Annotated in this window: 11 protein-coding genes; 2 read left to right on the top strand and 9 right to left on the bottom strand. The window is 49.5% G+C overall.

The features are described from left to right. Positions 1–50 precede the first annotated feature (50 nt). The 7 genes from H4O21_RS17305 to H4O21_RS17275 form a co-directional block, all read right to left on the bottom strand. The gene (locus H4O21_RS17305; RefSeq protein ID WP_182810137.1) at positions 51–911 is read right to left on the bottom strand and encodes a response regulator; all 861 of its coding nucleotides are present in this window, start codon (positions 909–911) and stop codon (positions 51–53) included. Then, on the bottom strand, positions 908–1,678 hold the full coding sequence (gene cysZ / locus H4O21_RS17300) for a sulfate transporter CysZ (protein WP_182810136.1): 771 nt from the start codon (positions 1,676–1,678) through the stop codon (positions 908–910). Before cysZ ends, H4O21_RS17305 begins: the two co-directional genes overlap by 4 nt. A 188-nt stretch (positions 1,679–1,866) precedes the next feature. After that, entirely contained in the window at positions 1,867–2,589 is a 723-nt protein-coding gene (phoU, locus tag H4O21_RS17295; RefSeq protein ID WP_182810135.1) for a phosphate signaling complex protein PhoU, read from the bottom strand. Positions 2,590–2,741: 152 nt separating this feature from the next. Continuing rightward, positions 2,742–3,608, bottom strand: a complete 867-nt coding sequence (pstB, locus tag H4O21_RS17290) for a phosphate ABC transporter ATP-binding protein PstB (protein ID WP_305082234.1) — start codon at positions 3,606–3,608, stop codon at positions 2,742–2,744. 151 nt (positions 3,609–3,759) lie between these two features. Next, positions 3,760–5,436, bottom strand: a complete 1,677-nt coding sequence (pstA, locus tag H4O21_RS17285; protein ID WP_182810134.1) for a phosphate ABC transporter permease PstA — start codon at positions 5,434–5,436, stop codon at positions 3,760–3,762. Between the two features lie 26 nt (positions 5,437–5,462). Continuing rightward, the gene (locus tag H4O21_RS17280; RefSeq protein ID WP_182810133.1) at positions 5,463–7,748 is read right to left on the bottom strand and encodes an ABC transporter permease subunit; all 2,286 of its coding nucleotides are present in this window, start codon (positions 7,746–7,748) and stop codon (positions 5,463–5,465) included. A 149-nt stretch (positions 7,749–7,897) separates the two neighbouring features. Then, a complete protein-coding gene (locus H4O21_RS17275; RefSeq protein WP_182810132.1) occupies positions 7,898–8,884 on the bottom strand; it encodes a PstS family phosphate ABC transporter substrate-binding protein in 987 nt (328 codons plus the stop codon). A 222-nt stretch (positions 8,885–9,106) separates the two neighbouring features. Here H4O21_RS17275 and H4O21_RS17270 point away from each other — a divergent pair, with 222 nt between their 5' ends. Continuing rightward, on the top strand, positions 9,107–9,517 hold the full coding sequence (locus tag H4O21_RS17270; RefSeq protein WP_370463936.1) for an acyl-CoA thioesterase: 411 nt from the start codon (positions 9,107–9,109) through the stop codon (positions 9,515–9,517). A gap of 167 nt (positions 9,518–9,684) precedes the next feature. On the opposite strand, the gene H4O21_RS17265 is transcribed toward H4O21_RS17270, so the two are convergent. Further along, positions 9,685–10,797, bottom strand: coding sequence for a TRAP transporter substrate-binding protein (locus H4O21_RS17265; RefSeq protein WP_182810131.1), 1,113 nt, complete (start codon positions 10,795–10,797; stop codon positions 9,685–9,687). A gap of 155 nt (positions 10,798–10,952) precedes the next feature. Then, on the bottom strand, positions 10,953–13,160 hold the full coding sequence (uvrD, locus tag H4O21_RS17260; protein ID WP_182810130.1) for a DNA helicase II: 2,208 nt from the start codon (positions 13,158–13,160) through the stop codon (positions 10,953–10,955). Between the two features lie 172 nt (positions 13,161–13,332). Here uvrD and H4O21_RS17255 point away from each other — a divergent pair, with 172 nt between their 5' ends. Beyond that, positions 13,333–16,230: an EAL domain-containing protein gene (locus H4O21_RS17255; RefSeq protein WP_182810129.1), complete on the top strand. Its 2,898-nt coding sequence runs from the start codon at positions 13,333–13,335 to the stop codon at positions 16,228–16,230. Positions 16,231–16,275 lie beyond the last annotated feature (45 nt).

The raw sequence follows: 16,275 nt of genomic DNA, 5'->3' as shown, positions 1-16,275 counted from the left end.
GATAATACCGTTTATCCGGGATTTTTTTATTCAGATAACAGATCTGGAAACTAGTGACTCATTAAGCCGATAATCCGGGACAATGTCTTCTGAGATTTATCATCCAGGTCGGTAAAACGGATACCGGCATAAACCACTTCAGCATCCAGCCGCTTTTCCAGCGCCTGCAGCATAATCACCGAGCCTTTTGTACTCAGGCGTTGCTGGTTGTCTCCCTGACCGGCAAGAAAGCCCACGGTCACCTTCTGAAACATCGCAGGCAGTGACATATCTGTCCGAAGCATCAGCACTACTTCCTGAGTACTCAGTTCACGGATCATCACTGGCAGCTTTTCAGTACCAAATAGCAGCATAGCCTTACCGCGAACCCGTTTAGCCGGATGGATGCCATGACTCACAGAAGAATGTACACCAGAACCGGAAGGCATTCCCTGTTTCTGGGTCAGCACATTGGCAGTGCCACCACCACCTAGCATACGATCCCGCTTTTTCAGCTGCTCTGCCAGCTCTGTTTTACTGATAATACCCTGCTTGACCAGGTACTTAGTGACCTTACTGCTCAGCTGTTCATTATTAAAGGGCTTGGTAACATAATCCGTTACCCCATGTTCTGCTGCTTCCAGTACATACTCTTTATCCCCCAGGCTGGTCACCATAACAAAGGGGACATCCCGGTTCCGGTTGTCTTCCTCTTCTCTGAGCCAGGTCAGTAACTCAATGCCAGACATTTCTGGCATTTCCCAGTCACACAGCACCAGATCATAACGGGCACGCCCCAGCATACCCTGAGCTTTACGGCCATCCTGAGCTACTTCCACTTCAAATTTCGGGTATTCGGCCTTCACCGCTTTTACCATCAGATCACGGGTAAACTTGGCATCATCGACAATCAGTATTCTTGCTATTTTCATAACTTTTCAGAAACATCCTTCATATCAGACCCACCCTCCAGTGAAAACGGCTCAGAATACTGATTCACCCAGAGCCAGGTCGCTCCTGCGACAGCCGCAGGCATCAATAACAGATTGATCAGAGGAATAAACATGCAGCCCCATGCCGTAAAGCCGAAGCCCATAGTATGCCACCAGCGCTTTTTCAGCTCTCGTTGCATAGCGTGAAAGCCAACCTGATGGTTATCCATGGGATAGTCCAGATACTGAACAGACAACATCCAGACCGAAAAGAGTAGCCATAATACAGGACTAATGATATTCAGGCCGGGGATAAAACTGATCAGGAGCAATAACAGTACTCTTTTCAGGAAAAACCACTGTTTCTGTAATTCCCGCTGTAATGCCCTTACCACCAGCTCTGACATGCTTTCCTGTGGAAAGCTGACACCCGGACGTAAATGCTGCTCCACTTTTTCCGCCAGCAGGCCATTAAAAGGGGCAGCAATCAGGGCAGTAGTCGCATTAAAGCCATAGATGACAAAGCCTATAGTCATAATGATCACCAGTGGCCAGATCAGCCACTCAACAAAGCTCAGCCATTCCGGTAGCGACTGAATAAAGCCATCTACCCAGCGATCAAACAGACCATAGCCAAACCAGATAAAGAAAGTCAGCAGCAGGACATTGCAGATCATAGGAATGATCACAAACCGCTTCAGGCCCGGAGTAAAAATCATACGGAATCCAGCCAGAATAGCGGCAGGCCCCGCAACGGTATTGTTCATTATTGAATCCTCTGAAGATTAGCCAGTTAAAGCAGGTGGCTATCGTAGCCTCGCCAGAGGTGTTTCACCACATGAAACAGGAGTAAATACTCTTAATCTGACGCAGACTAAGCTCTATTATAAAAACATCAATAAAAAAGGGTGCCTTTCGGGCACCCTTTTTCGTAACAGTCTGTATTCCTGACAAATTATGACTCGGACAGACGTTCCTCAATACTCTCCGGCGTAGAGTGACGAACATCCATACCCTTCACCAGATAGATAACATATTCCGCAATATTATTAGCATGATCACCAATACGCTCCAGAGAACGCAGTACCCAGATCACGTTCAGTACCCGGCTGATCGAACGAGGATCTTCCATCATAAAGGTTACCAGAGCCCGCATCGCTGAGCGGTATTCCAGATCCACTGATTTATCTTCCTGAGCCACTTTAAGCGCCAGCTCAGTATCAAACCGGGCAAATGCAGTCAGTGCATCTTTAATCATATTTCGTACATGATTACCGATATGGCGCGTCTCAATATAGCCCCGTGGCGGCTCACCCTCTTCAGCTAGCTTAATGGCATGGCGGGCAATTTTAGAAGCCTCGTCGCCGACACGCTCCAGATCAGAGGTCGCACGGGTTACAGCCATAACCAGGCGCAAATCACTAGCCGCAGGCTGACGACGAGCCAGAATACGAGTGCACTCTTCATCGATACGGATCTGCATATCATTGATCGCACGATCATTGGCACGTACCTCTTCGGCAATAGCACTATCGCCTTCGGTCAGCGCATAAATCGCATCCTGAACCTGCTTTTCTACCAGGCCACCCATAGCCAGCAGGTGGGTTTTCAGATCTTCCAGCTCATTATTGAACTGCTGGGAGATGTGATGACTATGAGTATCGGTCGTGATTTCCATAAATAATCCCTCGTAAAATAAACCCGAACAAACCTTACCTTATGAGCATCCCCTTGCAGTCATACCCGGGCAATCAGGCAAGGGAAAGGATTCTGTTCAGGCAGATAAAAAAACTGAATGTCAGAAACGCGTCCTACAAAAGCGGACCGGACTTAACCGTAACGGCCGGTGATGTAGTCTTCAGTCTTCTTCTCCTTAGGATTAGTAAACAGCATATCGGTGTTACCGAACTCAATCAGGTTACCCATATACATAAACGCGGTGTAATCCGATACACGTGCAGCCTGCTGCATGTTGTGGGTTACGATCGCAATAGTGAACTTGTCTTTCAGTTCGTAAATCAGCTCTTCGATTTTCAGTGTCGAAATCGGATCCAGTGCCGATGCTGGCTCATCCAGCAGCAGTACCTCAGGTTTTACCGCAATAGTGCGGGCAATTACCAGACGCTGCTGCTGACCACCAGACATACCCAGTGCACTTTCATGCAAACGATCCTTAACCTCATCCCATAAAGCCGCGGACTTAAGTGCCCACTCAACGGTCTCATCCAGGATACGTTTGTTGTTAATGCCCTGAATACGCAGGCCGTAGGCTACGTTTTCGTAAATTGATTTCGGGAACGGATTAGGCTTCTGGAATACCATTCCGACACGACGACGCAACTCAGCCACATCAACACCTTTCTGATAGATGTTCTGGCCTTCCAGGTTAATCTCACCTTTAATCTGGCAGCCATCCACCAGATCATTCATTCGATTCAGACTGCGCAGCAGAGTGGACTTACCACAACCGGATGGACCAATGAACGCCGTTACGCGCTGCTTAGGAATCGTCATATTCACGCCAAACAAGGCCTGCTTCTCACCATAGAAGAGGTCCATGTTCTTCACCTGCATACAGACCGTCTCTTTTTCCAGAGACAACTCTTCACCGCCACGGTTCATGGATGAAATATCGATGCTGTGGCTTTTGGTATCTTGTTGCGCGTCAGTATTATTCATTGCCGTCTGAGCTTCCATGGGAACACTCTCTTTAAATTCGTTAAATTCAGTCTATCTGCGCTTTAGTAAAATTGCGCGTTAATCTGCGACCGGCTCAGAGATGGTTGTCATCTTCTCGAACCACAGGCTCCGGCAATACGTTTCTGGCCAGAGCCTGTTTAACCCGGAATTACATCTCCAGAGCTTTATATTTCTCACGCAGATGGTTACGAATTGCAATTGCACTCAGGTTCAGCAGTGCAATTACCACCACCAGCAACAAGGCTGTGGCGTAAACCAGCGGACGAGCCGCTTCAACGTTCGGACTCTGGAAACCCACATCATAGATATGGAAGCCCAGGTGCATAAATTTCTGATCCAGGTGAATAAACGGATAGTTACCGTCCAGTGGCAGACTTGGTGCCAGTTTGACCACACCCACCAGCATCAGAGGCGCTACCTCACCTGCAGCACGAGCGACCGCCAGAATAACACCGGTCATCATCGCAGGACTCGCCATTGGCAGTACCACACGCCATAGTGTTTCTGCTTTAGTCGCACCCAGTGCCAGAGAGCCTTCACGCACCGAACGAGGAATACGAGCCAGGCCTTCTTCTGTCGCCACAATCACAACCGGTACCGTCAGCAGTGCCAGTGTCAGAGAGGCCCACATCAGACCAGGAGTACCAAAGGTTGGCGCAGGCAGTGCTTCCGGGAAGAAGAGGTCATCAATATGACCGCCCAGGAAGTAGACAAAGAAGCCCAGGCCAAACACACCGTATACAATCGAAGGAACACCGGCCAGATTATTCACTGCGATACGAATCATACGGGTGATAAAGCCCTGTTTGGCGTACTCACGCAGATAAACAGCTGCTACAACCCCAAAAGGCGTCACCAGAATCGACATAAGGATAACCATCATCACGGTACCGAAGATCGCCGGGAAGATCCCGCCTTCAGTATTCGCTTCACGAGGCTCATCCGTCATGAATTCCCACAGTTTGGCACCATAGAAAGCCATTTTATCGCCCAGTCCCATCATATTAGGCTGGAAGGCACGTACGACTTTACTCAGAGACACTTCAGTTTCTGCGCCGTTCATCGCCATAGCAACAAAACTGTCACGGTTGGCTGCAACGTACAGATCCGCCAGCTTAGCCTGCAGAACTTCATACTCAGCATTCAGCTGAGCACGTTCTGCATCAATTTCTGCCAGATTCTGTGCCGTATCCTTACCTTTCAGTTCCAGACTACGCTGCTTCAGGCGAAGACGTTCGATCGTGTAATTGATGCGGCCAATGTCATGCTTTTCGATCTGATAGATCTCATCATGGATATTCAGAGCCCGCTCAATACGTTTCTCAAATTCAGGCCAGATTTTATTCTCGCCTTTCCCCTGCTGAGCAATCACCTGGCCGTTTTCTTTCAGCGCCAGCAGATAACCGTAGTAGTTACCCCATTCACGACGCTCAACAGCAATCAGGCTCTCCGGATGAGAGATCTGCTCAATGTGATCGGCAATCACCCAGCGGAAATCAGAACCATATACATCACGGTTACCAATCTTCATCAGGTAGCGATCAACCGTTTCCTGACCTGCCGGAACATCAATACCTGCTGCCCGTACCTGCTCAGCAGGCACGGTGACAGCTTCAACTTTTTCTCCCACCATATGGTATCGGGAGCCGTCCGGGGCACGGACATCTGCTTCCATGATCGCTGCAGGCCAGAAATGCCCCAGACCGCGCGATGCAATCAGAATCAGAAGACCAATTACCATAATCACACTGATGGCTACAGCACCAGCATTCAGCCAGACCCAGGGAGATCCACTTCGGGTCCAGTCACCTATAGATTGACGCATAACTTTTTCCTTTCACTCCCGGCCTGTTACAGCGCACCGTATTTCTTACGCAGACGCTGACGAATCATTTCCGCGGCGGTATTCACCACAAAGGTGAACATAAAGAGCACAAAGGCCGCCAGGAACAGGATTCGGTAATGAGAGCTGCCCACTTCAGATTCAGGAACCTCTACCGCAATATTCGCCGCCAGAGTCCGCATACCTTCAAAGATATTGGCATCCATAATCGGCGTATTACCGGTGGCCATCAGTACAATCATGGTTTCACCCACCGCACGGCCCATACCAATCATGACCGCCGAGAAGATACCCGGACTGGCTGTTGGCAATACCACTCGAGTCAGGGTCTGCCATGGCGTTGCACCCAGAGCCAGAGAACCGTAGCTCAGGTGTTTAGGCACCGCAAAAATGGCATCTTCAGTAATCGAGAAGATCGTCGGAATCACGGCAAAGCCCATCGCCAGACCAACGACCAGAGCGTTACGCTGATCGAAAGGAATACCCAGATCATTGCTCAGCCAGGTACGCATATCCCCGTTAAACAGTACGCTTTCCAGAGGCTGACTCATACCCAGTGCAAACCAGCCTACGATCAGCACTACAGGAATCAACAGAGCCGCATCCCAGCCATCAGGTACAGAGTGACGAATTTTGCCCGGCAGTTGTGCCCATGCAAAACCAAAAGCCACAATGCCAAGCGGCATCAGAATTAACAGCGCAAAGATTCCCGGAAGATTAGCTTCCACATAAGGCGCCAGGAACAGACCCGCCAGAAAACCAAGGATTACTGTCGGCAGTGCTTCCATCAGCTCAATGACCGGCTTCACCTTACGGCGCATCGCCGGAGCCATGAAGTAAGCGGTGTAAACTGCACCAGCAATCGCCAGAGGTGTTGCAACGATCATGGCGTAGAAGGCCGCTTTCAGCGTACCGAATGCCAGAGGCATCAGGCTGAACTTAGGTTCAAAATCATTACTGGATGCTGAAGACTGCCAGGTGTACTCCGGTTCCTGATAACTTTCATACCAGACCTCATCCCACAAGGCGCTCCAGGACACTTCCGGGTGCTCATTTTCGATTTTAAAGGTCTGCAGTACACCATCAGCACGCTCAACAATCAGCTTATCTGCACGAGGACTGATCGCACCGGCAATCGGTTGCTTGTCCAGAATACCTTCTGTCAGAAGCGTACGATGAGCGGTAGTGCTGTACACACTTAACTGGCCTTTTTCATCAATAGCCAGGAACCCTTTGCGGCGGTGCTCGGATAACATGACGGCGACTGGCGTAGCATCATGCTCAAAAGAGCGGATCTTCGTCAGAGACCATTCATTCTGCTCATCTCGCACCAGGAACCACTGAGAAATAGCACCACTGTCATCACTGATCAGCAGAGAAATACCTCCCAGTTGCATAATCACCTCAGCCAGGCCACTGTTTTTCTCGGTGACTTTCAGACGGGCATTCAGCTTCGGCTGACTAGCGTCTGCCAGATCAACCACATCAATCTGCCCCTGCTCTCCTGCCAGATACAACCAGCGCTGATCAGAAGAGATCAGTACTTTACTGAACGTTCCGGCATTAACAGGTAACTGATAAACCGACTGTTCCAGAGACACCTCATCACCAAACATGGATTCTTCTTTATAGAAACCACTCAGGTGAGCTTTATTGTCTGCAGTAATAGCCGCAATCATCAGACGCTCTTCGCCATTATGCAGAATCACAGATTTCAGCGCGCTGCCATCCTGAGCAATCTGCATAGGTTCTTCACCAAACGGATACTCAATCATCGGCGTGATCAGACGCTTATCATTCGGATAGGTAATGCGATAGCGCTCTTTCATCACAATCACAGAGCCATCTGACAGACCCAGAGCGAAGTAATGGGAGGAAGCACCTTCAGGGGAAACCGTAGTCAGCTCAACACCGGCTGGAACAGGCAGCTGGGAGCGCTTAACCACCTGGCCATTTTCCACTTTGAAGAAGATCACCTCACCAACACTGGTGATACGCATCGCTACTTCATTCTGCTCTTCTACCGCAAGATAGAGCGTCTTTGCCTGACCGGGCAGAGTTTCAGTTGCCGGAATCTGGTATTCCGCAACAGGTTCAACACTTGCCGATTTGAACAGAGGCACGACCTCGTACATCAGGTACAGGAAAATCAGCAGAATCGCGATAATAACGCTGATACCACCAACACCGACACCGACTTCGGCAACCTTATCTTTATATGATCTGATCTTCCGGTGCATACGCAACTGCGGAGTATCAAAATCAATTACGGGAACTTGGCTATTTTCTTTCATAGCGGGAAAAATACTGCACTTTTATGACAGTTGTATGACACCAGACAGGTGAGCGAGGGTGGCAGAAAAAAAGGGTAAGCGATCTGGCCGCCTACCCTTTTTTCAGCAAAGATTCTGCTGAACGTCCCTGTTCACGTATCTGGCCCGGATTACTGGATATCCAGTGCCTTCAGAGTCTTCTGTACTACACCGGCAGGCAGTGGGATGTAACCATCTTTTACAACCACTTCCTGACCAACTTTAGACAGCACCATCTTCACGAATTCACGCTCCAGAGGCTGCAGAGGCTGGTTAGGCTTCTTGTTCACGTATACGTACAGGAAACGGGACAGAGGATACTTACCGTTTACAGCATTGTCAGGTGTTGCTTCGATGAACGGCTGACCTGGCTTTTTAGCCAGAGGGATCGCACGTACACTTGATGTTTTGTAACCGATACCGGAGTAACCGATTGCATTAATCGACGTACTGACAGACTGTACTACCGATGCAGAACCAGGCTGTTCATTCACACTATTTTTGTAATCGCCTTTACACAGTGCTTTTTTCTTATAGTAACCATAAGTACCGGATACTGAGTTACGACCAAACAGCTGAATAGTACGGTTTTCCCAGGAACCGGTCAGACCCACTTCGCCCCACTTAGAGATATCCTGAGCGCCACCACACTTACGGGTAGAAGAGAATACTGCATCAACGTCCTGGATGCTCATACCCTTGATCGGGTTGTCTTTGTGTACGAATACTGCCAGAGCGTCAATTGCTACTGGTACAGCAACAGGCTTATAACCGTGTTTGTTTTCAAAGGCTTCCAGCTCTTTGTCCTTCATCTTACGGCTCATCGGACCCAGGTTTGCAGTACCTTCTGTCAGTGCCGGAGGCGCAGTAGAAGAACCTGCCGCCTGAATCTGGATATTTACGTTAGGATAAGCACGCTTATACTCTTCAGCCCACAGAGTCATCAGGTTAGCCAGAGTATCAGAACCTACGGAAGACAGGTTGCCGGATACACCGCTGGCTTTCTGATAAGATGGCAGATTAGGATCCAGTTCAGCACCTGCTGCATTAGCAACATTAGCGGTTACGGCACTTGCAGCGACAACAGAGATCGCAGCAATCATCTTCTTCATTTTCATGTCGTCTCCAGAACACTAAGTAGTTCGGCATTCAGCCGTTATGTAATGTGTTGCTGGCTACTATAGGGATGCAATATTACAGTTATATGAACGTGACCAGATTGTCAGCCTGAGATGCTTTTTTTACTGCCTATCCGGCTTCAATCTCCCTACAATAGACATCAGGCAAGTTTCTTAACTATAAATAGACCAAAGACAACTAAGATAATAATGATGAGCAACGTGGATAGCAGTAATTTAGAGGATGTACCCTCTCCGGACGGAGAGCTGACACTGAAAATCGCCGCCACACCTCAGGACACCAATATTTACGGTGATATTGCCGGAGGCTGGCTGGTATCTCAGATGGACCTGGCCGCAGAAATAAGTGCCGGAAAACTGGCTAAAGGCCGCACGGCCACAGTTGCCATCAGTGAAATGGACTTTCTGTGTCCCATCAGAATCGGCTCAACGGTCATGATTCACACCGAGGTCAAAGAAGTTGGCCACAGTTCTATGAATATCCGGGTAGAGGCCTGGATTCAGCCGCCTTTTGAAAGCGATGAACAGGAAATGTATAAGGTATCAGAGGCGCTGTTTGTGATGGTTGCTATTGATGAAAACGGCCGTATCCGTGCGGTTCCGGGCAGCTGAAAGGTTTATCCCGACCTGATAATGTCCAGAGCAACGGCTTGCGGATATGCGTTGATCCATGTATTCCGGGAGCCGGTTAGTAACCAGATAGCACACGTATAAAAAAACAGCCGGTATCACACCGGCTGTTTTTCTGATCGGATTAGCCATTAACCACTGACAGTGGTTCAGCTGGTCTGGATACGGCCGTGCAGATAACCGTACTCAGAGATCTTCTGATAATCTTCCGCCAGGCTGCGGAAGTTCATGAAGGAGTCGTAAATACGACGGCTCAGATCATCTTTCTTCGCTTCTTCAAATACCACTTCATCCGATACGGTACGCAGCTCCTGGAAGACATCTGAAGGCAGCTCACGCAGTTCCGTACCGTGATCGTTCACCAGTTCTTTCAGGGCCAGAGCGTTGCGGTAAGTCAGCTCATCCATCATTTCCTGGTTCGCGGCACGACCAGCCTGCAGAACGATCTCCTGCAGATCCGATGGCAGCGCTTCGAAGGCTTTCTTGTTAATCATGCCTTCCAGTACAGTACCCGGCTCATGCCAGCCCGGATAGTAGTAGTACTTAGCCGCTTTATACAGGCCAAATGCTTTATCATTGTACGGTCCAACCCACTCGGTCGCATCAATCGCACCGGTCTGCAAAGAGGTGAACAGCTCAGAACCCGGCAGACTTACCGCTGTACCACCAACACGGTTAATCACTTCGCCACCCAGACCCGGGATACGCATTTTCAGGCCTTTCAGGTCCTGTAAAGAGTTGATCTCTTTATTGAACCAGCCAGCCATCTGAACCCCCGTGTTACCCACTGCAGCCGGAATCAGACCAAAAGGCTCATACACTTCTTTCCATAGCTCCATACCGCCACCGTAGTGGATCCAGCTGGAGATCTCCTGTGCATTCAGACCGAAAGGCACTGCTGCAAAGAACTGAGCTGCTGCAGCCTTGCCTTTCCAGTAGTAGGAAGCACTATGCCCCATCTGAGCCGTACCGCTTGATACCGCATCAAATACGCCGAAAGCCGGTACCAGTTCACCAGCACCAAATACTTTAACTTCCAGACGACCATTGCTCATCTTAGTGATCTTTTCAGCCAGCGCATTAGCCGCTGTACCCAGACCCGGGAAGTTTTTAGGCCAGGTAGTCACCATTTTCCATTTGATAGCTTCTTGCTTAGCTGCAGCCTGTTTTTGCTCGCTGCCGGACTCAGAACCTGTACAACCTGCCAGTACTGCACCAGCAGCGCCCACACCGAGGGCGGTCACAAATTCACGACGCTTCATGCTAGGTAGCTCCTAAATTTATTGTTTTGTTATTAAAATATTCTACTCAGTCGCCTGATGTCTATCCGTACACGAGATTAACAGAACTCCGTCACGGATACACTAATCTGACTTTGCTATGGTATTTTTACCGCAGCATCTGAATCAGCCTTCAGTTATAACGCTTCCAGTTTAGCAAAACCAGCCATCAGCCACTTTTCTCCTTCCTGATCAAAGCTGATCTGCAGACGAGCCTTCGGCCCCTGACCTTCACAATTCAGAATGATACCTTCACCAAATACCGGATGCCTGACCCTCTGACCAATCATCAGCGTCTGACCATCTCCCCGTTCTACCGGTTCCGTCTGCTGCCATTGTGAAGTAGCACGTTTACCTGATACCGGACGGGATACCTGGCCTCGCAGTCGTACCTCTTCAATCAGATGTTCCGGAATTTCACGCACAAAACGAGATGGACTGTTATAAGTTTCCCGACCATGCAGGCGTCGCATCTCCGCATAAGTGATATAAAGCTTCTTCATTGCGCGGGTAATGCCGACATAGCACAGGCGACGTTCTTCCTGTAAGCGTCCAGGATCTTCCATCGACATTTTATGGGGGAACAGGCCTTCTTCAACGCCCCCCATAAAGACCAGTGGAAACTCCAGCCCTTTAGCCGAATGCAAAGTCATCAATTGCACGGCATCTTCATATTCATCCGCCTGCTGCTCTCCGGCGTCCAGCGCGGCCTCTGACAGAAAGGCCTGCAGCATCGTTACAGTATCAGCCCCAGCATCTTCATCCAGAGGATCCTCTTCCGGATTGAAGCTACGGGCAGCGGTTACCAGCTCCTCCAGATTTTCTACCCTGGCCTGACCTTTTTCACCTTTTTCCTGCTGATGAAACTCAATCAGACCTGAACGGCTGATGACATGATCCGTCAGCTCATGCAATGAAAGTTCGTGACACTCATCTTCCATGCTGTCGACCAGTGTCATAAAACCGCCCAGTGCCGACAAGGCTCTGGCAGCCAGTAACTTGTTACTGATGCAATGACCTGCCGCGTCCCACAAGGAGCAGCCTTCATTCCGGGCTAGTTCTCTCAGAGTATCCAGGGTCTTAGCGCCAATACCACGGGTTGGCGTATTAATAACCCGCTCCATCGCCGCATCATCATTGCGATTCAGGATAAGGCGCAGGTAAGCCAGCGCATTTTTAATCTCCATTCGCTCATAGAAACGCTGACCACCATAAATTCGATAGGGCATACCCGCACGGATTAAGGCATCCTCCAGCACCCGGGACTGAGCGTTAGAGCGATACAGAATAGCCGTCTCTGCCCGTGCACCTCCCTCCTTGACCCATTTTTCAATGGTGTTGACGATAAAGCGGGCTTCATCCTGCTCATTAAATCCGGCATACAGAGAAACAGGATCACCTTTATTGCCTTCAGTCCACAGCTCCTTCCCCATACGATCATAGTTATTAGCAATCAGACTGTTTGCCGCTTCGAGAATGGTACTGGTAGAACGATAGTTCTGTTCCAGGCGAATCAGATGGCTATTGTCAAAGTCCCGACCAAACTGCTGAATATTCTCTACTTTGGCGCCCCGCCAGCCGTAAATGGACTGATCATCATCCCCTACTACGGTCAGAATAGTATCGACACCCCCGGTCAGCAATCTCAGCCAGGCGTACTGAATGGTATTGGTATCCTGAAACTCATCTACCAGAATATGACGGAAACGTTCCTGATAATGCTTCAACAGCAGAGGGTTATCCCTGAGCAGCTCATGGGCTCTGAGCAGAAGCTCCCCGAAATCCACCAGTCCGGTACGCTGGCAATGTTCTTCGTACAGGCTGTAAACATGATTCATGGTGCGGGAAAACAGATCACCGGTATCAATAAAGTATCCTGCACGTCGGCCTTCATCTTTCTGACCATTGATATAACCCTGGATCTGGCGGGCAGGCCAGCGTTCATCATCAATATTATGATCTTTCATCAGGCGTTTAATCAGACGCAGCTGATCATCGGAATCCAGAATCTGAAAGTTTTCCGGCAGATGAGCATCCTGCCAGTGCGTTCGGAGCAAGCGGTGAGCAATGCCGTGAAAAGTTCCCACCCAGAAGTGGCGCATAGACACGCCCAGTAACGCTTCCAGACGGGTCCGCATTTCAGCTGCCGCTTTATTGGTAAAAGTCACCGCCATGATACTGTGGGGTGACACATTATCGACCTGAATCAGCCAGCCGATCCGGTGAACCAGTACCCGGGTCTTACCACTACCGGCTCCGGCCAGTACCAGCATAGGTTGTGCAGGCGCAGTTACCGCCTCCCGCTGTGCATCGTTCAGGGAATCTATCAGGTGTGTAACGTCCATCGCTTCTCAATTCTGTCTGGCTGATTTCTGAAGAAGAAACTCTATCACAATAAGTTACTGAAAACCGGTTCTGACTGGTTCTGTCCTTTCCTCGCTTCTGGTATCGTTAACAGAAGATAAGGGAGTTATCACAAAAAATAACAACAAAAAACGACCACAGAGAGTGTTCTATATGCAAACGCCAGGAGCATCAACAGATAAGACAGGACTGTCCTCTCCTTTACTGAAAGAACAGATTTCTCTGCTATACCGTGATTCCACAACGTACTACCAGCTGGGCATGGGATGTGCTCTGGTCTGCTGCACACTATTATGGAGTGATCAGTCCAACCCGTTATTACTGATCTGGTCCATCTTCTACGGATTACTGACCTTTGGTGGCATTCAGCTTAATCAGAGATTTATGCGCCGTGACGCCACCTCTTCGGATCTGCCCTACTGGAAAAAACTCTTCACTCTGGGCGGGCTGCTGACCGGCAGTTGCTGGGGCATTCTGATTACCTTTCTGACCCCTTCAGAAAGTCTGTTTCATCAATCAGCGGTTGCCATCTGCATGACAGGGCTGGCTCTGTATGCCAGTGCGATTTTTTCAGCTCTGCTGATCACCTGGCTGGCGTTTGTTCTGCCCGCTTTCGTACCTTTTATTCTGATTGAATTTCAGACGGATACACCGCTTATTTCGCCTTACATTCTGTGTATTTTTCTGGCCTTTTTACTATACAGCGCCTGGCGTAACCATCTCTTTCTGAAAGATTCACTCAGTGCAAAAGTCCGCAATGACCAGCTACTGGAAGAGATGGCGGAAGAACAGACCAGAACTGAAGAACTGAACCATCAGCTGGCTCGGGAAGTCTCTATCCGGACTAAAGCAGAAAAGCAGCTGCAGCAGGCTCATCACCATCTGGAGCAGCAGGTAGAAGCCAGAACCCGTGACCTGTCCATCAGCAACCAGCAACTGCAGGATGCCATTGAGCAGCAAAAGCAGGCCAGCGAAGCGCTGGACAGAAACAGGCAACGTTACAGTAAAGCGATAGAAGCCAGCGACCTGGGGTTATGGGAGTGGGACCTGGACAGTGATCATATCTATCACTCCCATTTTGAACAGCTGTTCGGTTACTCCGAACATGAAGTCCCTCATTTTATGGGGCATCTGAAACCTCTGGTACATAAGGAAGATTATCCGGTCCTGCGCCGGGCGCTGGTTGATAACCTGAAAGGGACCACTGATCAGTTCAGAGTACAGTTCCGTATTCGTCATAAATCCGGTCAATGGCGCTGGCTGGAAGATACCGGCCGGGTGATGGAACGCCAGTCCGATACCGGACATGCCCGGCTGATGATGGGTACCCGCCGGGATATTACCGATCAGGTCAGAACCGACGAAAAACTGAGCCTGGCCTGGCAGGCATTTGAAAGCTCCAGTGAAGCCATATTTATCCTGGACGAAGATTTTATTATTACAACAGTCAATCAGGCCTTCAGTCAGATCACCGGTTATGCTGCGGCTGAATTAAAGGGGCTGAGTATGACCCACTGCCCTCTCTGGCAGGAAGATACTGAACTGACCACCCGTATCTGCCATCAATTGTCTGAACTCGGGTCCTGGGAAGGAGAATTGGTTGAACAGCGTAAAAATGGAGATCGCTTTCCGGAGTGGTTGAAAATTGATCGGGTTCCGGCTCGTCAGGGCGGCCACTCTCACTATGTTGGTATGTTCTCTGATCTGACGCAGCGTAAAAAAGCAGAGGAAAAACTGAGCTATATGGCGAACTATGACGATCTGACCGGTGTAGCAAACCGGAACTTGTTTAAAGATCGTTTGCATGTTGCCATCAGTCACGCCCGTCTTAACCGCACTAAGGTTGCCCTGCTGTTACTGGATATTGATCGCTTTAAGGCAATTAACAATACACTGGGACACGACGTAGGTGATCAGTTGCTACAGGAACTGGCAAACCGGCTGACCAGCCATATTCAGGATGTAGATACCATTGCACGCCTGGGCGCTGATGAGTTTGCACTGATCCTGGATGACTACAATAGCCTGCATGATGTCAATCAACTGGCTCAGCAGGTTGCGGACCTGGTGCACACCCCCTTCATGATTGATGAACATGAGCTGATTGTATCCAGCAGTATTGGTATCAGCCTGTTTCCAAAACATACCCGTGGACTGAATATTCTGGTTAATCAGGCTGATCTGGCCAGAAATAAAGTGAAGCAACAAGGCGGATCAGGTTTTGAGTTCTACTCAGAAGAACTCCAGACAGGCTCAGTTGAACGACTCAAGCTGGAAAATGACCTGCGTAAAGCCCTGCAGCGGGATGAATTATGTGTTTATTATCAGCCTAAAACCTGCCTGAAAGAAAACCGGATTTATGAAGCCGAAGCTCTGGTACGCTGGAATCACCCGGAGTCCGGGCTGATATCTCCAGGCTCATTTATACCTATCGCAGAAGAGACCGGGCTGATTGCGGCTATTGGAGAACAGGTCTTTATCAAATCCTGTCAGCAGATCAGGTGCTGGCTGGATAAAGGTATGCAGATTAAGGTCTCAGTCAATCTGTCTGCTCAACAGCTGGTCCAGAGTGAACTGATCAGTTTTATTCAGCAAACCATGAACGAGCATGATGTACCACCAGAGCTGATTGAGCTGGAACTGACCGAAAGCTCACTGATTGAAGACCCTGAGCGCACGGTAGCGGTTCTGGAACAGATACGAACACTGGGCATCACTCTGGCCATCGATGATTTCGGCACCGGATATTCCTCTCTCAGCTATCTGCAGCGCTTCCCTCTGGATATTCTGAAAGTAGACCGCAGCTTCCTGAAACATATCAATAGTCCGGACCCTCAGCAGGCCACTCTGACCAAGGCCATTATCGCATTGGGCCATAACCTGAATATGAAGATTGTTGCCGAAGGCGTTGAAACCAGAGCTCAGCTGGAGTTTCTGAAACGTCAGCGATGTGACTATGCTCAGGGCTTTTACATCAGCCCTCCGGTACCTGCTCAGACTTTTTACGAACTGGTCGAAAACTACAATAATCAGCCCGCGCCACTAACCTGAGTCAGGCTGAGCATAAAACAAAAAGCTTTCCAATCTCTGGCAGGC

The sequence above is a fragment of the Oceanospirillum sediminis genome (assembly GCF_014164585.1).
In the GTDB taxonomy this organism is placed as follows: Bacteria; Pseudomonadota; Gammaproteobacteria; order Pseudomonadales; family Halomonadaceae; genus Oceanospirillum; species Oceanospirillum sediminis.
Note: the sequence above shows the minus strand (reverse complement) of the source record. Positions and strands in the feature narration are given on the sequence as shown.